This is a genomic window from Acinetobacter sp. NPDC052428 (genome assembly GCF_044547685.1).
In the GTDB taxonomy this organism is placed as follows: Bacteria; Pseudomonadota; Gammaproteobacteria; order Pseudomonadales; family Moraxellaceae; genus Acinetobacter; species Acinetobacter lwoffii_G.
The window spans coordinates 232,212-251,039 of the sequence record NZ_JBIUAT010000002.1 but is presented as its reverse complement, the minus strand read 5'-3'; the positions used below and the strand labels follow the sequence as shown (position 1 = coordinate 251,039).

Below are 18,828 nucleotides of genomic sequence, written 5' to 3'. Positions count from 1 at the left end.
ATTAGTTTCAAAACTTGATTTACTCAATTAAAAGCCCTACATCTAGATTTAACATTGAAAATTAATTTGGCAGACCGACATGACTTTAGAAAAGGCAACTTTGCCTGTTCCACAATTTGATCAGATTACGCTGGCTGAGCTAAAACAAAAAATTGAAAGCTGTATCGCTGAAGGGCAAAAGTTCCTGAATGACCTCACCGAAACGCCTACTACAGTACAGGAGCAGCTGACTACGTTGGAACATGTCGACACGCTTGAAAACAATATGAGTGAGTCTTGGGGCATCTTGTCACATTTAAATGCCGTGATGAACAATGCCGAAACCCGTGATGTCTACCAAGCACTTTTACCGGGTCTTAGCGAATATTATACGCAACTGGGTCAACATACGGCGCTGTATCAGACCTATCAGCATATTTATGATGCGTCGATTTATAGTGAACTGCCGGCAGCGCAGCAAAGCGCCATTAAACTGGCCTTACGTGACTTTAAATTATCTGGGGTGGCGTTAGAGGGTGAAGCGAAAAAACGTTATGCGGAAATTTCGGCACGTCTGTCCCAATTATCTTCCGACTTCTCCAACCATGTACTGGATGCGACTCAGGCCTATTTCAGACCGCTAAATGAAGAGGAGTTAGCGGGTCTATCTACCAGTAATATTGAGCTGTTAAAACAATATGGTCAGCAACGTGAGCTGGATCAACCGGTGGCTACGCTGGATTTCCCGTCTTATCTGGCGATCATGACCCATTCAGAAAATCGCCCTCTGCGTGAAGAACTCTATAAAGCTTATACCACACGTGCGTCAGATCAGGCTGAACAGAGCGAGTTTGACAATACTGCACTGATCGAAGAAATTCTCAGTTTGCGTCTGGAAATGGCAAAACTGCTTGGCTTTAATAATTATGCGGAATTGTCCTTAGCCAGCAAAATGGCACCAAGTGTAGAGGCCGTAGACGAATTCTTGCGTGATCTGGCAGAGCATGCCCGCGCGCCAGCAGAGAAAGAAATTGCAGAACTGAAAGCGATTGCTGCTGAAGATGGCATCCGTGATCTGCAACCGTGGGACAGTGGCTATTATTCTGAAAAGCTGAAAATGCAGCAATTTAATTTGTCACAGGAAGTGCTTAAACCTTACTTCCCTGCACCAAAAATCCTGCAAGGCCTGTTCAGTATTGTGAATCGTCTGTATGGCATTCAAGTCATTGAACGTGAAGCGCCTGTCTGGCATCCAGATGCACGTTATTTTGAACTGGAAGATCAGGGTCAGGTCATTGGCGGTTTCTATTTTGATCTGTATGCACGTCAAGGCAAACGTGGCGGTGCATGGATGAGCGGTTTCCGTTCCCGTATGCAGACCAGTGATGGCTTGCAAAAACCGATTTGTTATATGGTCGGTAACTTTACTCCACCCGTCGGCAATCGCCCTGCACTCTTGACCCATGATGAAGTCATCACCTTGTTCCATGAATTTGGTCATGGCCTGCATCATATGCTGACAGAAGTGGACAATATTGCGGTAGCAGGTACCCATGGCGTGGCTTGGGATGCGGTCGAACTGCCAAGCCAGTTTATGGAATTCTGGGCCTGGGATCAGGAAAGTCTGGATCTGCTCAGCGAGCACATTGAAACTCAAGAATCCTTGCCGGCAGAGTTGCTGAAAGCCCTGCTCGATGCACGTTTCTTCCAGTCTGGCATGCAAACCCTGCGTCAGCTTGAATTTGCCCTGTTTGACCTGAGTATTCACCGAGCCAATCCGGCTTTAAATGCAACACAGGTTCAGGCTACTCTGAATGAGATCCGTGAAAAGTATGCGGTCCTACCGACCACCGACTATAACCGTTTCCAGCACAGCTTCAGTCACATTTTTGCCGGTGGTTATGCAGCAGGATATTATTCCTATAAATGGGCCGAAGTTTTGGCCAGTGATGCCTTCGACCGCTTTGAAGATGAAGGTATTTTTAATACCACTACCGGAAAGCAGTTTCGGGAAAATATCCTCGCAGTTGGCGGAAAAGACACAGCACTTGACGCATTTATCAATTTCCGCGGACGCGAGCCAAAAATAGATGCGTTGCTGCGTCATCAAGGTTGGACGAACCCCTCTAAAAACGCTTAAACTAGCTTTTTAAGTTGATCACAAGGTGAGTATGATGACCATTAAACGTCGTTTCATTGCAGGCGCAAAATGTCCAAAATGTCAGGCGTTAGATCGCGTCGTCATGCTGACCTCTGGTGAAGATGAATGGATCGAATGTATTGAATGTGGTTATGAAGAAAATCGTCCCACACATGTTGATCAACCAGAAACACCAGCTGTTCCAGATGAAGTTGGCGTGATTCAGTTTAAACCTCGTTCAGTAAAATAAAAATCAAGGTTCAAGCTATGTCAGTAGAACAAAGAAATAACCCCAAACTTTTAATGGGGATTATGGGGGCTTTAGTTACTGTCGTTGCATTGGTATTGCTATATCAGTGGTTGAATGCCTTTTCCGGTGAAGCGGAACGCATACATCAGGAAGATATCGCGGCTGTTCCGGCAGCAAAACCTGCGGCGAAAACTGAAGAAGATACGGCGGCAGCGAAAGCACCTGAGACGATCGAAGCTAAAGCACTGGTATCAAATCAGCTGTTAGATGCACCAGTGCCGGAGAATGCCAGTTTGGCCAAAGAAGAAGTGGCTAAATTAGATGACATCCAAGTTCAGCTCAATGAACAAAAAGCCACACTGGATGCGCAGCATAGCGATGCCGACCAGTTGATCCAACTGAAAGAGGAACAGATCAAGTTACTTGAAGCACAACTTGCTCAAAGCCAGTAAATCTCGACAGCATTTCAGCTAGAATATCGTCAGATCTTCTAGCTCAGTTGTTTCCATGTCTGCCCCAGCCGCTCCGCATCTGCTTAAAGCCATTCTGTTACTGACCTGCTCTGCCTTTCTCTTTTCAGTCATGGGCGTCTGTATCCGTTATGCCTCAACAACAGTTGATAATGCTACCGTGGTCTTCTTTCGCAATTTTGTTGGGCTGTTTATTTTCCTGCCTTTCATTTTCAATAAAGGCATTGGTTTTTTCAAAACTGAAAAACTATGGATGCACACTTGGCGCGCAGTGGTCGGCCTGACTGCCATGTACGGCTTTTTCTATGCCATTGCTCATTTAAAACTCTCCAATGCTATGGTCTTCACCTACTCTTCCCCGATTTTTATTCCTTTGATTGCCTGGCTATTTCTCAAGGAAAAAATCACCACAAGCATGTTAGCCGCAGCTCTGATTGGTTTCATCGGCGTACTCTGTGTCGCCAAACCAGATTCGGGTCTAATTAACCTGATGTCGGTCATTGGTTTGAGTGCGAGCTTTCTGGCGGCGATGGCCTTTGTCACGGTTCGGGCACTGACTAAAACTGAGTCTCCGGAAAAAATCGTGTTTTATTTCTGCTTTATTGGCACCCTGATTTCAGTGATTCCGATGTTCTGGCTATGGCGACCTTATACCCTGACAGAACTCAGCTATCTGATTACTGCCGGCATCCTGGCCAATTTCAGCCAACTGTTCATGTCAAATGCCTACAAGCTGGCTCCGGCAGGACAAATTGGACCGGTCAACTATGTGGCGATTTTCTTTGCCGGCATGTGGGGCTTTCTGTTCTGGCATGAGGTTCCAGACCTTTATAGCCTGATTGGGCTGGGGCTGATTTTCTGTGCGATTCTACTGTGTAGCCCGATTCTACAAAAGCGCCTGAATTCATCCAAGATTTGATCAAGATTCGAAATCAAAGCAATAAAAAAGCACCCGTAGGTGCTTTTTTATTGCTTTTTTCTTATTGATACCAGCCGAACAGTTTAAAGATATAAGGCACATAGGCAATGATCAGCATCGCAGGCAGCAATACTATCACTGGTAAAATCCAGCGTTCATAACGATAGTAAAAAGACAGATGGCGAACTTCCGCATCCGCTTCAGCCACCTCAGCATCGCCAATCGACTGTCTGGCCAGCAGATGATTCAGCGCAACCGGTGGCGTCACATAACCCAGCTCAAAACCAATCAGGGTAATCATCCAGAAATGAACTGGATGAATGCCATATTGGTAAGCCACTGGAGCCACGGTTGCCGAAATCAGAATCACCGCGCCAAATGGATCCATGATCATCCCGACAAAAATCATCAAGCCGACAATCAGTGAAATCACCAAAATAGTACTACTGATATCGGTCGGGAAGGCTTCCATAATTTCAATACGTTCCAGCAAGCCACCGACACTCACCGAGAGTGCCATCAGAATGACCAAGGCACCAATATGGCCCACGGTCTCACTGGTCGAAATATGCATGGACTTCCAGAAACCGACTTGACGTAAAATTTCGGTCGCCTTTGAGCGCTGCACAGCATGATCAACCACCAGTTCTTTGCCTGATTGTTCGCTATGTTCAGCTTCACGATATTCTGCATTGGCCGCAGCACCGGCTGTTGCCAGTTCAGGTGTCGATCTTGAGTTTAAAGTTGCGGTCAAAGTTTCATCCCAATGCCCCACTGCCGGCAACGGCGCAGGTTCATGACGCAACTTGTCGAACAAGACAATCATCAGCAGAATGACTGGCATCATCACCGGTGCGGTAAATTCATTCAGGTCAGTCGACAAGGCATATTTATAGAATAACCAGATCAGAATGAAAATCACGATATATGGAATAATCGCAATGAAGGCGCGACCGGATTGAGGAGCAGCCACAATAGGTGCAGCAATCCGGAATTTGTTTTCTGCAAAGAACAGGGAAATTACCAGGAATAAAGTCGAACTGAGCAGGAAGACATAAATCCCGTAGTGATAGAGTAAGTCGGTGGTCACTTCTTTATTCAGTGATGCCACAACGACAATCAGCAAGCAAGGACGTAAAACCACGCCCAGTGAACCAGACATTGCAGTGGCGGCCAATGCAAACTGACGGCGTCCGCCCGCATTCCAGACTTCCTTGTAAATAATCGCACCTGCGGCAATTACGAAAATCCCTGATGCTCCGGTATAGGCGGTCGGTAATGCAGCTGCCAGCAAGATTAACCAGGTCAGGGTTTCAGGGGCCAGATTCCATGGACGCAGAATATTCAGGAACATGTCCACGACACGGGTCTGTTTCAGCAACATACCGGCCCAGATAAACAAGGCCAGATTTAGGAAAATACTGGAAAACTCTACCAATTGACCGAGGTAAATCCCCTGTCCCATTGGATAGTCCATAAAAAAGGTGAAATTTATTCCGGTAGTAATGGCCATATAGGCATACAGCGGCACACTCAAAAAGGCCAGACCAAAACTGCCACCTTCGCGCGTTGGTTTTGGCTGTTTGATCACCTGATACAGGCTGATCAAGGTGAGTGTGCTGAACAGAATCATCCACAACCAGTAGATGTACTTCATCTCCCCCATCGGCACGCCCGAGTTCAATACGGACTGATATTGGCTATAGGATGAAAATGCCAGGAAAGCATTAGCGACCAGCATGGCGACCGAATAAACTTTAAAGTCGATACGCGTGCTCGGGCTACGTAAGCCAATATGATGGGTTTTTAGAGTGGCACTGATCGCAGCAAAGACCACCATGATGACCAGAAGCAAAGCCCGGTTTTCCGTACCAAACTTGAAGATTCCAAAAAAAGAGGTTTCAAACGTCCGATAAGCCCGAATACTTGGATGAGCTTGCACATGTTGAATGGCTTTATCATAAAACAGGTAGGATTCTTCACAGACCTGCTGTGCCTGTAACACCGCAGCACGGACATCCGCTTCCGAACGCACCCCGAAGAAGTCGGCATATTCATCGGCTGCATCGGCTTTCATCTGCTGCTGAACACGCTGATCGACATTGATATTGCGTTCACACTGTGGACGCGTCGGTTCAGCCCTTAAAAATGAATATTGCATTCCGGTTGCCGGATCGCCGTAAATACGCTCACCCATACGCAGCAACTGGCCGTGAATCATTTCCCCGGTGCCAATAATTAAAGTGAGCAAAAGTAAAACCAGCACGACGAAGGTCGAGATCCACTCTGTCCATATATAACGCAACAGACCTAATCCTGATCTGTTTTGATCATCATTTTGCATGTGTATTCCTATTTTTATTTTAGCGGCCTGATGCTTGGTCTAGGACGCTGATCTTCCCTTCTGCCCCGAAAAATTCCTTTTCAAAGGTCAGGATCTTTATTCTATGTTTTGACTTTGCATGAAAATTGGCACAATAAAAATGACAATTTATATTTTCTTTTTGTATTTTCTGCCAAGTAAATTATTTATCTCTGCACTTTAATTATCCCGAAAATAATTGCTCACAATATAGATCAGCGCCAGAATCACGCCCCAAATCACCCCAAGTAAATGTGCCTCAACCAAAACCGGACTACCAATCAGCTGCGCCGTCCCGACATTGCCAATGGTGTTTTCCCAGACCAGTTTGGCAAAAATCAAAAATAATACCAGCGCCGCAAAGCCGCGTTCCCGCTTATACAGCAAATGTACACAGGCTACGGCGACATAGGCACCATGCAGCACGCCCGACAGGCCAGCATAGGCTTCAATATTGGGTAAGAAAAAATAAAAGCTTAAACTGATCAACGGTGGCAAGATCAGCAAAATGGCACAGAAATGCCAGACGGTAGCGCGTGGAAAAATGAAAGGTAAACAGATAAAGGCGAGAATGTTTAGAAAGTAATGAATCCAGCTCACATGTACCCAGTGCGCTGTCCAGAGTCGCCAGAATTCACCCAGCAGACTCTCTTGCCAGTAGATAAAATGATCCTGAAAAATTTGCAGACATGCAGAGAGAGAGACAAAAGCCGCTAGAAAAATAATTTTTCGTCGAAAATGTTGATCTAGCATCGGCCTGTTGTCCTCCCTGACCATCTAATTTGACTTCATCCCTGAAGCTTCATGCATAGTATCTGCATTACAGATCCGCACTGAACAGATCATCGAGCTCGGAAGAACTGTCGGATTCATCCCAGAAACGTTGCATGCCATCATCGCCACTACGTATACCAGTATTTTCTGTCCAGTAACGATCTGATATGCCACTGACCATAATCGCGGCCATGCTGTCAATCAGCTTGAATTGCGGATTTACCGGTTTTTCCTCGGTACGGGCCTGAGCAAAGGTTTTCAAGGCATCCCGAACTTTGGCATCATCGCCACTGGCCTGAGCCGCTACGGCATACAAGGCATGAGATAAACGTACACCTTTTTGCTCACCAATTTGTGTAGATTGTTTTAATGTTTGGTAAGGGTCAGGCTTGCCTTCCCCTGCGCCTGGCAACAAAGTCCAGATCACCGCACGGGTGGCATTCGGCGCCCCCCAGAATTTCGCGTTATCCAGACACACCATGCCACGCTCGACCACGGCAGCAATATCTTTCGGTACATGCACTGCACCACCCGAGTTAATATCATTGGTCATGGCCTGCAAGCCACTGAGCATACCCAACAGATAAACCGTTTGCTCGATATCACTGTTCATGCGTGGGCATTCTTCACCCAGGGCTTTTTGGTATTTCTTTTCATAACGGCTCTGGAACAGTTGATAACCGGTATATTGACGCTGTGCTGCCAGTGCCGCCCAGCGCTTCTGCTCGATTCGGGCATCTTGAGCTTCTGCCACCTGATTGGTTTTTGAAGCACGTAAATAGCGTAACTCGGCTTCCAGCGCTTTTTGCTCGGCACAAATACCGGCAGCCGAATACATCAGCACGGCTACCCGTGTTGGATCCGCCCCCATTTCTTTGGTCGCCATAATGGCAGGAGTTAAGGAATTCCCTGAATTACACACCATTTCAGCATCATCCATCGCTAAAATCGGCGGTACAATATGGTTTTCGGTGAAACCCAGTGCAACATTGGCACCGGTTTTAATGACCTGAGAACACCCCGTCAAAACTGTTGTTGTTATTGCAATGGTCGCCATACCTTGGCATATTTTACGGACGTCTGACATTTTCCTGTCCTCTATAATTGTGATTATGTCCATCTTTCTGCTAAAGATATCAGAAGCATTTTATGAATAAAAGAGTATTTACTCTAATTTAGACGAGACACTTTGCCATTAAATGGCCGTACTGCAATTGACTGCATTCAGGAGAATCCCAAATTTTGGGCAAAAAAAAGTAGCATTGCGACGGTTCAGCACATGCTACTTATTAACTGTACAAGCAGAGAAGTGATTTAACCCTGCTTGATTAAGATGAAAATTTATCCTTCAGCACCGTCCCGAGTCGTCCAATTACCAGGGCCAAAACAATCGCTACGATCAGAAACATCCACACTGGAAATTCCATCAAGGTCTCCCGTATTTGCTGTTGGTGTGGTAAATGTACAGGCTAATAATAAAACCCGAGGGATAAATTGTCAGACAATTCCTCTAAGTTATGGATTAACCGTGATTTTTGTCTGACAATAAAAATAGACTAATAAGATAAATATTTGTTTTATCAGTATTTTAATCCGAAAATTAAAATGCGTTTGTCTTACAACTAAATTAATTTAGTCAATATTTTTAAGGATTTCCATTGTTTGAGTGGCAATTGGTCACACCAGATCAGTAAAGGTCTTGCCTTGGCATGCTGGAAATACACCACAATATAAGCTTGATGATCAATGACATGGCTAATGCATACCCGACGGATAGGCCGTGCTTTGGCAGTCAATGACCACTCGCGTCCATCCAGATATTCAAACTGCTCAATCTGGGGGGCCTTGCGATAAAATAGCTGATAAATCATCAAGCCTATGACAGCACACACTGCCCAAAGTGCAAGCGGTAATAACTGATACAACAGATACATCAGCAGTGCAAAAATAAAAAGCTGAAACGCCAATGCACACAGACTGCGTTTCAGCTTGAAGCAACGATTATCCATGAACGTAAAATTTAAGCTTCTTGATAAAATCTTTCAGTTCAGGACGCGGCGGCTCAGACACTTCCATAAACCAGTCCAGCAAATCCGGGTCTTCCTGCTCAACCAGCTCTGCAAACATCTGTTTTTCGAAAGGCTCAGCATTCAGGTAATGGTTTTTTACGTAGGGATCAAAATATACATCCAGTTCTTTTAGACCACGACGCGCACGATAAATCACTTTGCGCTCTTCTAAGCTGATGTCATCAGTCATCGAATTTCCCCAACTCGTTATAAACCCGAATAGTTTACCTGAAGCGCTGGCTGAATTTCGAGGGATTTCATAGAAATGACCAAAAGCATCAGCAGATTTAAATCATTTGAACATTCCGCTCATTGCTGCTGATCTTGGCATGGCCTAAGTTAAACCAAACAGATCAAAATAAGGAATAACAAGATGCAATCTGCAGCCATTCGCCCACTTGCTCCGATGCTGCCGCGCCAACTCTTTACTACCGAACATGAGGCTTTTCGCGAGACGGTACGTAAATTTTATGAGAAAGAAGTCATTCCACATACCGAGCGTTATGAAAGTCAGCAGCATGTAGATCGAGAGCTGTGGAATAAAGCCGGTGAGCTTGGATTGCTCTGCGCTACCATGCCTGAGGAATATGGCGGCTCTGGCGTAGACCGGCTGTATAGCATGATTTTGATTGAGGAACAGGCCTATGCCGGAGATTCAGCGACTGGGTTTTCGCTACATTCGGATATCGTCGCCAATTATCTGCTGAATTTTGGCAATGATCGCCAAAAACAATATTGGCTACCCAAAATGGCGTCTGGAGAGGTCGTCACCGCGATCGCCATGACCGAACCGGGAACTGGCTCTGACCTACAAGCAGTACGTACCTCTGCTGTATTGGATGGCGATGACTATGTGATTAATGGTTCCAAGATATTTATTACCAATGGCTATCTCTGTGATATGGCGATTGTGGTTTGTAAAACCGGCAATAATGATAAAGGTTCAGCCAATCTGTCACTGATTATGGTAGAAGCCGATCGAGCCGGATTTAGCAAAGGTAAACCGCTGAATAAAATCGGCATGAAAGGCCAGGATACTTGCGAGCTGTTTTTTGACAATGTTCGGGTACCCAAAGAAAACCTGCTCGGTCTGGAAGGCATGGGCTTTATGATGCTAATGAAAGAACTGGCCTGGGAGCGCCTGATTGTGGCGATTATCTGTCAGGCAGGCGCTGAAGCCGCTTTCGCGCATACGGTGAAATATACCAAAGAGCGTCAGGCATTTGGCAAGAGCATCAGCCATTTTCAGAATACCCGTTTTAAACTGGCAGAACTACGTACCGAGATCGATGTCTGCCGTACTTATCTGGATCGCTGTATGCAGCTGCAACTCAAGCACGAACTAGGCGTAGATGCCGCTGCTGCGGCCAAGTACAAGATTTCAGAAATGTATAGCAAGGTCGTAGATGAATGCCTGCAATTGCATGGAGGCTATGGTTATATGCTGGAATATCCGATTGCCCGTGCCTATATCGACAACCGCGCCAACCGGATTTATGCCGGTACCAATGAAATCATGAAGGAACTCATCGCACGTTCGCTTTAAACTAAATAAAGAAAAAAAAGAGTCGCTAGGGACTCTTTTTTTCTTTATTCAAAAATCTAAGCTTAAGAAACCAGACGCGGTTTATGCTTTAAAGCATTGCTGTTTTTTTTAAATTTTAGCACAGCATCTTCAAACGAAGCCTGCTTGAGTTCCTTGCGATCTGCCAGATAATTGTTGCTAACTTTCCAAGGTGCATGTTTACCCTGCTTTGGCATGACGTCCGCAGCACGGGCGATATAACCGGAACTGAGACTTCCCATGACGGTATCCTGAAGTAATTCACTCTGATCTCCCTGAGCAATCACTTCCGTATAGCCTTGCTGATCCATATAGTTCAATAGACGGCAAATATACTCAGCGGCGATGTCGACTTTAAGCGTCCAAGAGGCATTAATATAGCCAATAATCAGCGCCATATTCGGTACATCACTGACCATGATTCCTCTATACAACATATGCTGTGAGGTATCGACAGGCTGGCCATCCATCGTCGCCTGAATCCCACCGAGAATTTGGATATTCAGACCGGTGGCAGAGACAATAATATCAGCCTCCAGATGTTGACCTGATTTCAGCTGAATTCCTGTTTCGGTAAAGGTTTCTATCTGATCCGTTGCAACCGATGCCTGCCCTTCACGTAAAATTCTAAATAAATCCCCATCCGGCACCACACAGAGACGTTGATCCCAAGGTTCATAATTCGGGGTAAAGTGCTTCATATCCACTTTACCTTTCAGCTGGAGTTGCACCGATTTAAGCAAAAGCGACTTTAATAATTTTGGCTGTTTCTGTGCCAAAGCATAAATCCCGCGCTGCATGCCGATATTACGCGCACGCGTCAGCTTATAAGCGACCTCCTCAGGCAGATATTTACGCATTTTTGAATATATAAAATCGACAGAAGGCACAGAGGCAATATAAGTCGGTGAACGCTGCAACATGGTCACATGACCTGCTCCACCTTTAGCCATGGCAGGCACCAAGGTAATCGCGGTCGCACCACTGCCAATGATGACCACTTTTTTGCCTTTATAGTTTAAATTTTCCGGCCAATGTTGCGGATGAATAAATTCACCTTTGAATGCCTCCTGATTTGGAAACTCTGGCTGAAAACCTTGGTCATAGTTGTAATAACCGGTACAGCCCAGTACGAAGTTGGCGATCCAGATCTGCTTCTTGCCTTGTGCGTCCTCAATCTCTACCGACCATTTGCAGGTCGCAGAATCATAATCAGCACTTAAGACACGATGCTGAAAATGGATTTTCGGCTGAAGCTTGAATTCCTCCACCACTTCAGTCAGATAATTTTTGATGGATGCGCCATCGGCAAGCACGCTTTCTTTTTTCCAAGGCTTAAAATTAAAGCCAAAAGTCGACATATCCGAATCGGAACGAATTCCCGGATATTTGAACAGATCCCAAGTTCCGCCAATACTTTCACGACGTTCGATGATGTCAAAAGAGCGTTGTGGACAATGTTTAGAAAGATGCGCTGCCAGACCAATCCCCGAGATCCCCGCACCCACAATTAAAATATCTACCTGCTTTTCCATCTTGTTTTTTTACCTAAGCGATGCTATCTGTTTTTATTAAATCACAAAACTGACAATACACAATGTCAAGTTTATTAAAAAGACGTTATTTTTTTATCTTTTGAGGCCAGATCCAGTCATACGAGATTAAAAGTCAGACTAAATTAAAATATACAGACAATAAAAAAGGCCGGTTTATTCAACCGACCTTTTCGAACAACTTGCGTTATTCTTCACGAAATTAGTTAACTTCGCGATCTACTAGCTCAACGTAAGCCATCGGTGCAGCATCACCTGCACGGAAGCCCGCTTTAAGAACACGTAGATAACCGCCGTTACGCTCTTTGTAACGAGGGCCAAGAACGGTAAATAATTTACCAACAGTTGCTGCTGAACGAGTACGAGCAAACGCCAAACGACGGTTTGCTACTGTATCGTTTTTAGCTAAAGTGATTAAAGGCTCAGCTACACGACGTAACTCTTTTGCTTTAGGCACAGTTGTTTTGATCAACTCGTGCTCGAACAAAGAGTTAGCCATGTTTTGGAACATCGCTTTACGATGACTGCTTGTACGGCCTAATTTCACACCACTATTACGATGACGCATGGTGATAGTCCTACTTAATTAACGGCTACGATAGGCGAAACGATCGTCCATACGGAGACTAGCCGGTGGCCAGTTCTCTAAACGCATGCCGAGTTGTAAGCCTTTAGAAGCCAGAACATCTTTGATCTCAGTAAGCGATTTTTTACCCAAGTTAGGAGTTTTAAGCAACTCAACTTCAGTACGCTGTACAAGATCACCAATGTAGTAAATGTTTTCTGCTTTCAAACAGTTAGCAGAACGAACAGTTAGCTCTAGATCATCTACTGGGCGAAGCAAGATTGGGTCAACTTCTTCACGAGGCTCTTGAGCAACAGGTGCTTGATCTTTCTGAAGGTCAACGAAGATCGCAATTTGTTGCTGCAAAATAGTTGCAGCTTTGCGGATCGCTTCTTCAGGATCTACAGTACCATTGGTTTCAAGATCAATGATCAGTTTATCAAGGTCAGTACGTTGTTCTACACGCGCGTTTTCCACGGTGTATGAAACACGTTTGATTGGGCTGTAAGAAGCATCTAACTGCAAGCGACCCACTGGGCGAGTTTCGCCTTCTGGGAAGCGTGAATCAGAAGTCTCGTAGCCACGACCTTGAGCCACTTTCAGACGCATTTTCAATGAGCCTGAGGCACTTAAAGTACCGATCAAATGTTCAGGGTTAACCACTTCAACATTATGAGGTAAACGAAGGTCAGCCGCAGTTACGTCGCCTGCACCTTGTTTCTCTAATGTCAAATATGCTTCATTTTGATCGAACAGCTTAATCGACAATCCTTTTAGGTTCAGCAAGAGCTCGACGATGTCCTGCTGCAAGCCTTCCAAAGTACTGTACTCGTGCTCGACCCCTTCAATCTCAACTTCTACCACAGCTGCGCCAGGTAGAGAAGAAAGAAGGATGCGACGTAAAGCATTACCAAGAGTATGACCAAAGCCACGCTCTAATGGTTCTAGAATAACTTTTGCCGAGGTCCCGCTTGCCGCTTCGACCTTGATCGCTTGCGGAGTTAGAAACTCATTTGCAGTACGCGTCATATTGCTTCCTCAAGGATTATTTAGAATACAATTCTACAATCAAGCTTTCGTTGATTTCAGCAGGTAAATCAGAACGATCCGGTGCAGCTTTGAACGTACCTTCTAATTTAGAATGGTCAATTTCCATCCAAGAAGGCATACCACGTTGAGTAGCTAATTCAATTGCGTTTTTGATACGTAATTGTTGCTTAGCGCCTTCGTGAACTGCGATCACATCACCCGCTTTAACTTGGATAGACGCAATGTTAACACGACGGCCATTCAAAGTGATGCTACGGTGAGATACTAACTGACGAGCTTCTGCACGAGTAGAACCGAAACCCATACGATAAACAACGTTATCAAGACGGCTTTCAAGTAGCTTCAACAGGTTTTCACCAGTTGCGCCTTTAACACGAGCAGCTTCTTTATAGTAGTTACTAAATTGACGCTCTAAAACACCGTACATGCGACGTACTTTTTGTTTTTCACGTAATTGTAGTGAGTACTCAGATTGTTTACCACCACGAGCCCCGCCGTGTTGGCCAGGAACTTTCGCATGTTTTTTTGTCTTAACATCAAACGGTTTAACGCCTGATTTAAGTTGCAGGTCTGTCCCTTCGCGACGAGAGAGTTTGCATTTTGGACCAATATAACGAGCCATGAATGTTTCTCCTTACACGCGACGTTTTTTAGGTGGACGGCAACCGTTGTGCGGGATTGGCGTCACATCGGTAATGCTGTGACTTTTATAACCCACTGCACCTAAAGCACGAACCGCAGATTCACGACCAGGACCAGGACCTTTTACAAGGACGTCCAAGTTTTTCAAACCGTAGTCTAAAGCAGCTTTACCAGCAACTTCAGCAGCTACCTGAGCAGCGAACGGAGATGATTTACGTGATCCACGGAAGCCTTGTCCACCTGAAGTGGCCCAAGCCAGAGCATTACCTTGACGATCGGTAATAGTCACAATGGTGTTATTAAAAGAAGCGTGAATGTGTGCGACACCTACAGAGACGGTACGAGTGACCTTCTTGCGTGCGCGAGTATCTTTAGCCATCTTTTAGCTTCCAGAAATCTTATTTCTTAATAGGTTTGCGCGGACCTTTACGGGTACGAGCGTTAGTTTTGGTGCGTTGACCGCGGACAGGCAAGCTGCGACGATGACGAAGACCGCGGTAGCAGCCTAAATCCATTAAACGTTTAATGTTCATGGAAATTTCGCGACGTAAATCACCTTCGGTCGGAACCTTAGCAACTTCTGCACGAATCGCATCAAGCTGAGCGTCATCTAATTCACGGATCTTAGTAGTTGGAGCAATACCAGCAGCAGCTAAGATAGCTTTTGAAGTATGGCGACCAATACCAAAGATATACGTTAGAGAGATAACAGCGTGCTTGTTATCCGGAATGTTTACACCGGCAATACGAGCCATTCAATTTTCTCCAAAAAGGCAGTAGATAATCAACCGCCCCACAAAAATCTTGAGGGGCGGATAATAACCTAATTCGCCTACAGAAATCAACAGGTCTTAATCAGATTAACCTTGACGCTGCTTATGACGAGGTTCTGCGCTACAAATTACGCGGATAACCCCATTACGACGGATAACTTTACAGCTACCACAAATTTTCTTAACAGAAGCTTGTACTTTCATGATGAAACCTCAAGTGCGCTTATCCCTTAGGATGAGCAGTCGTTTTTCTCATTAACGTTTGATTATCGTATTGGTGCGAAGTAAGGTGTGATTGCAGCTGAGCCATAAAGTCCATCACTACTACCACAACAATCAGCAAAGAGGTACCACCCAAATAGAATGGAATACCAAATGAACTTTGCAATACCATCGGCATCAAACAAATGACTGCGATGTAAATCGCGCCAATAAACGTCAAACGATTGAGAATATGATCTAAGTAACGAGCAGTTTGCTCACCTGGACGTATACCAGGCACGTAAGCTCCGCTGCGTTTCAAGTTCTCTGACACTTCTTTAGGACTAAATACCAGTGCTGTATAGAAGTAACAGAAAAAGATAATTAACGCACCAAAGAGCACCAAATACAACGGCTGACCAGGCGACAACACCAATGCTATATCTTGCAGGCTACGCTTAATAAATCCAGCATTTGGATCTGCACTACCCACCCACTGACCTAAGCTCGCAGGGAACAAAAGCAATGAGCTGGCAAAAATTGCCGGAATCACACCCGCCATATTAATTTTTAATGGCAAATGTGTCTGCTGTGCAGTAAATACACGACGACCTTGTTGTTTTTGAGCATAGTTTACCGGAATACGACGCTGCGCTTTCTCGATAAACACGATCGCTGCCAAAACACCCAGAGACAACAAACCAAAAATTACCAAGCCAATCAGGCTGGTCTGGCCATTATCTACAGATGAGAAAGATTGCATAATTAGATTAGGCAATCCGGCAACAATACCCGCGAAGATGATCATGGAAATACCATTCCCCACCCCACGCTCGGTAATCTGTTCACCCAACCACATCAAGAACATGGTCCCCGCAACCAGTGAGGTTACTGCAGGAACATAAAAAGCCAAACCAGTATTCAGGGTAATCCCCTGACTGATCAGGCCTGCACACATACCTATCGCCTGTACCAGCGCTAAGAATAATGTACCTTGTCGTGTATATTGATTAATTTTACGTTTGCCTTGCTCGCCTTCTTTCTTTAAAGCTTCCAGCGAAGGAACCACAGTTGACATCAACTGCACAATAATCGATGCAGAGATGTATGGCATGATCCCGAGAGCAAGAATAGACATTCGTTCTAATGCACCACCAGAGAACATGTTGAACAAACCAAGGATGGTACCTTGGTTTGCATTAAACAAGTTTTCTAACGCAGCATTATTGATGCCTGGTACTGGAATATGCGCTCCTAGTCGAAACACCAACAACGCACCAATGAGAAACATCATTCGACGAATAATTTCACGGTATTTCACATGAAATGGTTGGCCTTTCATCATGTTGACATGACCTGAAGAACTAGGAGTCATAGACACTGGGGATTACTCCTCGACTTTGCCGCCAGCAGCTTCAACAGCAGCTTTAGCGCCTTTAGTCAATGCAACACCTTGAATAGTGAATGCACGAGTAATTTCACCAGAAAGTACGATACGAGCACGAGTCATGTCTTTACGTACAACGTTCGCAGCTTTTAAAGTTTCAAGAGACACGATGTCGCCTTCAACTTTAGCAAGCTCAGATAAACGTACTTCAGCAGTTTTCAAAGCCAATTGGCTAGTGAAGCCGAATTTAGGCAAACGACGATAAAGTGCTGTTTGACCGCCTTCGAAACCTGGACGAGTACCACCGCTCTTACGTGAGTTTTGACCTTTGACACCACGGCCACCGGTCTTACCAACGCCAGAACCGATACCACGGCCTAAACGAAGGTTGTCACGTTTAGCACCTTCTGCAGGTGCAATTGTATTTAAACGCAGAGTCATGGCTTATTCCTCTACACTAACCATATAGTAGACTTGGTTGATCATACCACGGTTAGAAGGTGTGTCTAACACTTCTACAGTATGACCAATACGACGCAGACCTAAACCTTGCAGGCTAAGCTTGTGATTTTTCAAGCGGTGCGATGCAGATTTAGTCTGGGTAACTTTAATCGTTTTCATGATTGATTACCCTTGAATTTGTTCTACTGAAAGACCACGTTTCGCAGCAACCTTTTCAGGAGTAGTCATATCACGCAAACCATTGAAAGTTGCGTTTACTACGTTAGCAGCGTTAGTAGAACCACGGCATTTAGTCAACACGTTACGTACGCCTACAGCTTCTAGAACTGCACGCATAGCGCCACCAGCAATTACACCTGTACCTTCAGAGGCAGGCTGCATGAATACGCGACTAGCGCCGTGACGTGCATGAATTGGGTGCTGTAACGTACCATCAACAAGGTCAACAGTAATCATATTGCGACGAGCAGCTTCAAGTGCTTTAGAGATAGCAGCTGGAACTTCACGTGCTTTACCACGACCAAAACCTACGCGACCATTACCATCACCCACAACAGTTAATGCTGTGAAAGAGAAGATACGACCACCCTTAACAACTTTGGCTACACGATCAACGGCAACCAGCTTTTCAACAAGACCTTCGTTTTGTTCAACTTTAGCCATGATTAGAACTCCAAGCCGTTTTCACGAGAATCATAAGCCAAGGCTTTGATACGACCATGATATTTAAAACCAGAACGGTCAAATGCAACTTTAGTAACACCAGCTGCTTTAGCGCGTTCTGCGATTAAAGCACCTACTTTTTGAGCTGCTTCAACGTTACCAGTTGTACCCGCACGTAGAGTAGCGTCTAAAGTAGAAGCTTGCGCTAATACTTTGCCACCATCTGCAGAGATAACTTGAGCATAGATGTGACGCGGAGTGCGGTTTACACACAAACGAGTCGCACCCAATGCACGGATGTGCAAGCGTGTGCTTTTCGCACGACGCAAACGGGCTTGTTTCTTTTCGTTCATAAGAACCTCGCGCCTTATTTCTTCTTAGCTTCTTTACGAAGTACAACTTCGTCAGAATAACGAACACCTTTGCCTTTATACGGCTCTGGTGGACGGTAACCACGGATATCTGCAGCAACCTGACCTAAAGCTGCTTTATCAGCAGATTTAAGTACGATTTCAGTTGCAGTTGGAGTTTCAGCAGTTACACCTGCAGGAAGTGCATAATCGATCGGGTGAGAGAAACCAAGGTTAAGATGAACAACGTCACCTTTAACCGCAGCTTTATAACCAACACCGATAAGCTGTAACTTACGTTCGAAACCTTCGCTAACACCTTTTACAAGGTTGTTTAGCACAGCGCGAGCAGTACCAGCTTGCATCCAAGCGTCTTTCGACTCTTGTACTGGAGCAATAGCCAGAATACCGTCTTCCTGTTTAAGCTCGACCAGCGCATGCAGGTTGAAAGACAATGTACCTTTAGTGCCTTTCACTTCGACCTGCCGGCCGTTCTGAGTAACTGTTACACCGTTAGGTACAGTTACTGGGGCTTTAGCCACACGAGACATGAGGAATCACCTATTAAGAAACAAAAGCAATAACTTCACCACCAACGCCTGCAGCACGTGCAGCGCGATCAGTAATTTTTCCTTTGATTGTAGAAACAATTGCA

The 18,828-nt window shown here is 45.2% G+C and carries 23 protein-coding genes and 1 pseudogene (1 of these 24 cut by a window edge); 5 read left to right on the top strand and 19 right to left on the bottom strand.

Translation table 11 applies throughout. The features are described from left to right. The first annotated feature begins 64 nt into the window (after window positions 1–64). From ACIG3F_RS03000 to ACIG3F_RS02985, 4 genes are read left to right on the top strand one after another with little or no spacing between them, the layout of a single operon-like run. Window positions 65–2,119 carry a M3 family metallopeptidase gene (locus ACIG3F_RS03000; RefSeq protein WP_253137929.1) on the top strand — a complete coding sequence of 685 codons (2,055 nt, stop codon included), beginning with the start codon at window positions 65–67 and terminating at the stop codon, window positions 2,117–2,119. Between the two features lie 40 nt (window positions 2,120–2,159). Continuing rightward, complete coding sequence (locus ACIG3F_RS02995) at window positions 2,160–2,369, top strand: YheV family putative zinc ribbon protein (protein WP_171054337.1); 210 nt, start codon at window positions 2,160–2,162, stop codon at window positions 2,367–2,369. A gap of 17 nt (window positions 2,370–2,386) precedes the next feature. Continuing rightward, the gene (locus ACIG3F_RS02990; protein WP_071850861.1) at window positions 2,387–2,821 is read left to right on the top strand and encodes a hypothetical protein; all 435 of its coding nucleotides are present in this window, start codon (window positions 2,387–2,389) and stop codon (window positions 2,819–2,821) included. A gap of 55 nt (window positions 2,822–2,876) precedes the next feature. After that, window positions 2,877–3,758, top strand: coding sequence for a DMT family transporter (locus ACIG3F_RS02985; RefSeq protein WP_071850863.1), 882 nt, complete (start codon window positions 2,877–2,879; stop codon window positions 3,756–3,758). Between the two features lie 61 nt (window positions 3,759–3,819). On the opposite strand, the gene ACIG3F_RS02980 is transcribed toward ACIG3F_RS02985, so the two are convergent. The 5 genes from ACIG3F_RS02980 to ACIG3F_RS02960 form a co-directional block, all read right to left on the bottom strand. Beyond that, window positions 3,820–6,102 (bottom strand): TRAP transporter large permease subunit, encoded by a 2,283-nt coding sequence (locus ACIG3F_RS02980; RefSeq protein WP_396469337.1) that lies wholly within the window; start codon window positions 6,100–6,102, stop codon window positions 3,820–3,822. A gap of 198 nt (window positions 6,103–6,300) precedes the next feature. Further along, window positions 6,301–6,873 (bottom strand): rhombosortase, encoded by a 573-nt coding sequence (gene rrtA / locus ACIG3F_RS02975; RefSeq protein WP_004281478.1) that lies wholly within the window; start codon window positions 6,871–6,873, stop codon window positions 6,301–6,303. A 67-nt stretch (window positions 6,874–6,940) separates the two neighbouring features. After that, on the bottom strand, window positions 6,941–7,981 hold the full coding sequence (locus tag ACIG3F_RS02970; RefSeq protein WP_004281480.1) for a hypothetical protein: 1,041 nt from the start codon (window positions 7,979–7,981) through the stop codon (window positions 6,941–6,943). 535 nt (window positions 7,982–8,516) lie between these two features. Further along, window positions 8,517–8,903, bottom strand: coding sequence for a hypothetical protein (locus ACIG3F_RS02965; RefSeq protein WP_396469335.1), 387 nt, complete (start codon window positions 8,901–8,903; stop codon window positions 8,517–8,519). Continuing rightward, the gene (locus ACIG3F_RS02960; RefSeq protein WP_004281484.1) at window positions 8,896–9,153 is read right to left on the bottom strand and encodes a succinate dehydrogenase assembly factor 2; all 258 of its coding nucleotides are present in this window, start codon (window positions 9,151–9,153) and stop codon (window positions 8,896–8,898) included. The genes ACIG3F_RS02965 and ACIG3F_RS02960 overlap by 8 nt, the downstream gene beginning before the upstream one ends. A 183-nt stretch (window positions 9,154–9,336) precedes the next feature. On the opposite strand from ACIG3F_RS02960, the gene ACIG3F_RS02955 reads away from it, so the two are divergent. Next, window positions 9,337–10,509 (top strand): acyl-CoA dehydrogenase family protein, encoded by a 1,173-nt coding sequence (locus ACIG3F_RS02955; protein WP_222112283.1) that lies wholly within the window; start codon window positions 9,337–9,339, stop codon window positions 10,507–10,509. 62 nt (window positions 10,510–10,571) lie between these two features. Here ACIG3F_RS02955 and ACIG3F_RS02950 read toward each other — a convergent pair whose 3' ends face one another. The 14 genes and pseudogenes from ACIG3F_RS02950 to rpsH form a co-directional block, all read right to left on the bottom strand. Continuing rightward, entirely contained in the window at window positions 10,572–12,062 is a 1,491-nt protein-coding gene (locus tag ACIG3F_RS02950; protein ID WP_396469332.1) for a flavin-containing monooxygenase, read from the bottom strand. Between the two features lie 220 nt (window positions 12,063–12,282). After that, entirely contained in the window at window positions 12,283–12,648 is a 366-nt protein-coding gene (gene rplQ / locus ACIG3F_RS02945; RefSeq protein ID WP_004281488.1) for a 50S ribosomal protein L17, read from the bottom strand. An 18-nt stretch (window positions 12,649–12,666) separates the two neighbouring features. Beyond that, window positions 12,667–13,674: a DNA-directed RNA polymerase subunit alpha gene (locus tag ACIG3F_RS02940; RefSeq protein WP_004281489.1), complete on the bottom strand. Its 1,008-nt coding sequence runs from the start codon at window positions 13,672–13,674 to the stop codon at window positions 12,667–12,669. 16 nt (window positions 13,675–13,690) lie between these two features. Next, window positions 13,691–14,317 (bottom strand): 30S ribosomal protein S4, encoded by a 627-nt coding sequence (rpsD, locus tag ACIG3F_RS02935; RefSeq protein ID WP_004281490.1) that lies wholly within the window; start codon window positions 14,315–14,317, stop codon window positions 13,691–13,693. Window positions 14,318–14,329: 12 nt separating this feature from the next. Beyond that, entirely contained in the window at window positions 14,330–14,716 is a 387-nt protein-coding gene (rpsK, locus tag ACIG3F_RS02930; RefSeq protein WP_396469329.1) for a 30S ribosomal protein S11, read from the bottom strand. 19 nt (window positions 14,717–14,735) lie between these two features. Next, entirely contained in the window at window positions 14,736–15,092 is a 357-nt protein-coding gene (gene rpsM / locus ACIG3F_RS02925) for a 30S ribosomal protein S13 (protein WP_004281492.1), read from the bottom strand. A gap of 105 nt (window positions 15,093–15,197) precedes the next feature. Continuing rightward, window positions 15,198–15,314: a 50S ribosomal protein L36 gene (gene rpmJ / locus ACIG3F_RS02920; RefSeq protein WP_000867907.1), complete on the bottom strand. Its 117-nt coding sequence runs from the start codon at window positions 15,312–15,314 to the stop codon at window positions 15,198–15,200. A 19-nt stretch (window positions 15,315–15,333) separates the two neighbouring features. Further along, window positions 15,334–16,653 carry a preprotein translocase subunit SecY gene (gene secY, locus ACIG3F_RS02915; protein WP_396469363.1) on the bottom strand — a complete coding sequence of 440 codons (1,320 nt, stop codon included), beginning with the start codon at window positions 16,651–16,653 and terminating at the stop codon, window positions 15,334–15,336. Between the two features lie 45 nt (window positions 16,654–16,698). Continuing rightward, window positions 16,699–17,139, bottom strand: a complete 441-nt coding sequence (gene rplO / locus ACIG3F_RS02910; RefSeq protein ID WP_064094518.1) for a 50S ribosomal protein L15 — start codon at window positions 17,137–17,139, stop codon at window positions 16,699–16,701. Between the two features lie 3 nt (window positions 17,140–17,142). After that, window positions 17,143–17,319, bottom strand: a complete 177-nt coding sequence (gene rpmD / locus ACIG3F_RS02905; protein WP_004281495.1) for a 50S ribosomal protein L30 — start codon at window positions 17,317–17,319, stop codon at window positions 17,143–17,145. Between the two features lie 6 nt (window positions 17,320–17,325). Continuing rightward, window positions 17,326–17,823 (bottom strand): 30S ribosomal protein S5, encoded by a 498-nt coding sequence (gene rpsE / locus ACIG3F_RS02900; protein ID WP_004281496.1) that lies wholly within the window; start codon window positions 17,821–17,823, stop codon window positions 17,326–17,328. Between the two features lie 2 nt (window positions 17,824–17,825). Next, window positions 17,826–18,176 (bottom strand): 50S ribosomal protein L18, encoded by a 351-nt coding sequence (rplR, locus tag ACIG3F_RS02895; RefSeq protein ID WP_396469325.1) that lies wholly within the window; start codon window positions 18,174–18,176, stop codon window positions 17,826–17,828. A gap of 14 nt (window positions 18,177–18,190) precedes the next feature. Further along, window positions 18,191–18,724, bottom strand: coding sequence for a 50S ribosomal protein L6 (gene rplF, locus ACIG3F_RS02890; protein ID WP_004281498.1), 534 nt, complete (start codon window positions 18,722–18,724; stop codon window positions 18,191–18,193). 79 nt (window positions 18,725–18,803) lie between these two features. Beyond that, a pseudogene (gene rpsH / locus ACIG3F_RS02885) lies at window positions 18,804–18,828 on the bottom strand (30S ribosomal protein S8); its annotated part runs 243 nt beyond the window's last position; the annotation flags it as partial.

Excerpts from the sequence above, each read along its gene's own strand:
- rplO (WP_064094518.1), bottom strand. The coding sequence starts at position 17,139 with ATGACTCTGCGTTTAAATACAATTGCACCTGCAGAAGGTGCTAAACGT.
- ACIG3F_RS02965 (WP_396469335.1), bottom strand. The coding sequence starts at position 8,903 with ATGGATAATCGTTGCTTCAAGCTGAAACGCAGTCTGTGTGCATTGGCG.
- rpsM (WP_004281492.1), bottom strand. The coding sequence starts at position 15,092 with ATGGCTCGTATTGCCGGTGTAAACATTCCGGATAACAAGCACGCTGTT.
- ACIG3F_RS02970 (WP_004281480.1), bottom strand. The coding sequence starts at position 7,981 with ATGTCAGACGTCCGTAAAATATGCCAAGGTATGGCGACCATTGCAATA.
- ACIG3F_RS02980 (WP_396469337.1), bottom strand. The coding sequence starts at position 6,102 with ATGCAAAATGATGATCAAAACAGATCAGGATTAGGTCTGTTGCGTTAT.
- ACIG3F_RS02985 (WP_071850863.1), top strand. The coding sequence starts at position 2,877 with ATGTCTGCCCCAGCCGCTCCGCATCTGCTTAAAGCCATTCTGTTACTG.
- ACIG3F_RS02960 (WP_004281484.1), bottom strand. The coding sequence starts at position 9,153 with ATGACTGATGACATCAGCTTAGAAGAGCGCAAAGTGATTTATCGTGCG.
- rpsD (WP_004281490.1), bottom strand. The coding sequence starts at position 14,317 with ATGGCTCGTTATATTGGTCCAAAATGCAAACTCTCTCGTCGCGAAGGG.
- rplR (WP_396469325.1), bottom strand. The coding sequence starts at position 18,176 with ATGAACGAAAAGAAACAAGCCCGTTTGCGTCGTGCGAAAAGCACACGC.
- rrtA (WP_004281478.1), bottom strand. The coding sequence starts at position 6,873 with ATGCTAGATCAACATTTTCGACGAAAAATTATTTTTCTAGCGGCTTTT.
- ACIG3F_RS02950 (WP_396469332.1), bottom strand. The coding sequence starts at position 12,062 with ATGGAAAAGCAGGTAGATATTTTAATTGTGGGTGCGGGGATCTCGGGG.
- rpmJ (WP_000867907.1), bottom strand. The coding sequence starts at position 15,314 with ATGAAAGTACAAGCTTCTGTTAAGAAAATTTGTGGTAGCTGTAAAGTT.
- ACIG3F_RS02990 (WP_071850861.1), top strand. The coding sequence starts at position 2,387 with ATGTCAGTAGAACAAAGAAATAACCCCAAACTTTTAATGGGGATTATG.
- rpsK (WP_396469329.1), bottom strand. The coding sequence starts at position 14,716 with ATGGCTAAAGATACTCGCGCACGCAAGAAGGTCACTCGTACCGTCTCT.
- secY (WP_396469363.1), bottom strand. The coding sequence starts at position 16,653 with ATGAAAGGCCAACCATTTCATGTGAAATACCGTGAAATTATTCGTCGA.
- rplQ (WP_004281488.1), bottom strand. The coding sequence starts at position 12,648 with ATGCGTCATCGTAATAGTGGTGTGAAATTAGGCCGTACAAGCAGTCAT.
- rpmD (WP_004281495.1), bottom strand. The coding sequence starts at position 17,319 with ATGAAAACGATTAAAGTTACCCAGACTAAATCTGCATCGCACCGCTTG.
- rpsE (WP_004281496.1), bottom strand. The coding sequence starts at position 17,823 with ATGGCTAAAGTTGAACAAAACGAAGGTCTTGTTGAAAAGCTGGTTGCC.
- ACIG3F_RS02940 (WP_004281489.1), bottom strand. The coding sequence starts at position 13,674 with ATGACGCGTACTGCAAATGAGTTTCTAACTCCGCAAGCGATCAAGGTC.
- ACIG3F_RS02955 (WP_222112283.1), top strand. The coding sequence starts at position 9,337 with ATGCAATCTGCAGCCATTCGCCCACTTGCTCCGATGCTGCCGCGCCAA.
- rplF (WP_004281498.1), bottom strand. The coding sequence starts at position 18,724 with ATGTCTCGTGTGGCTAAAGCCCCAGTAACTGTACCTAACGGTGTAACA.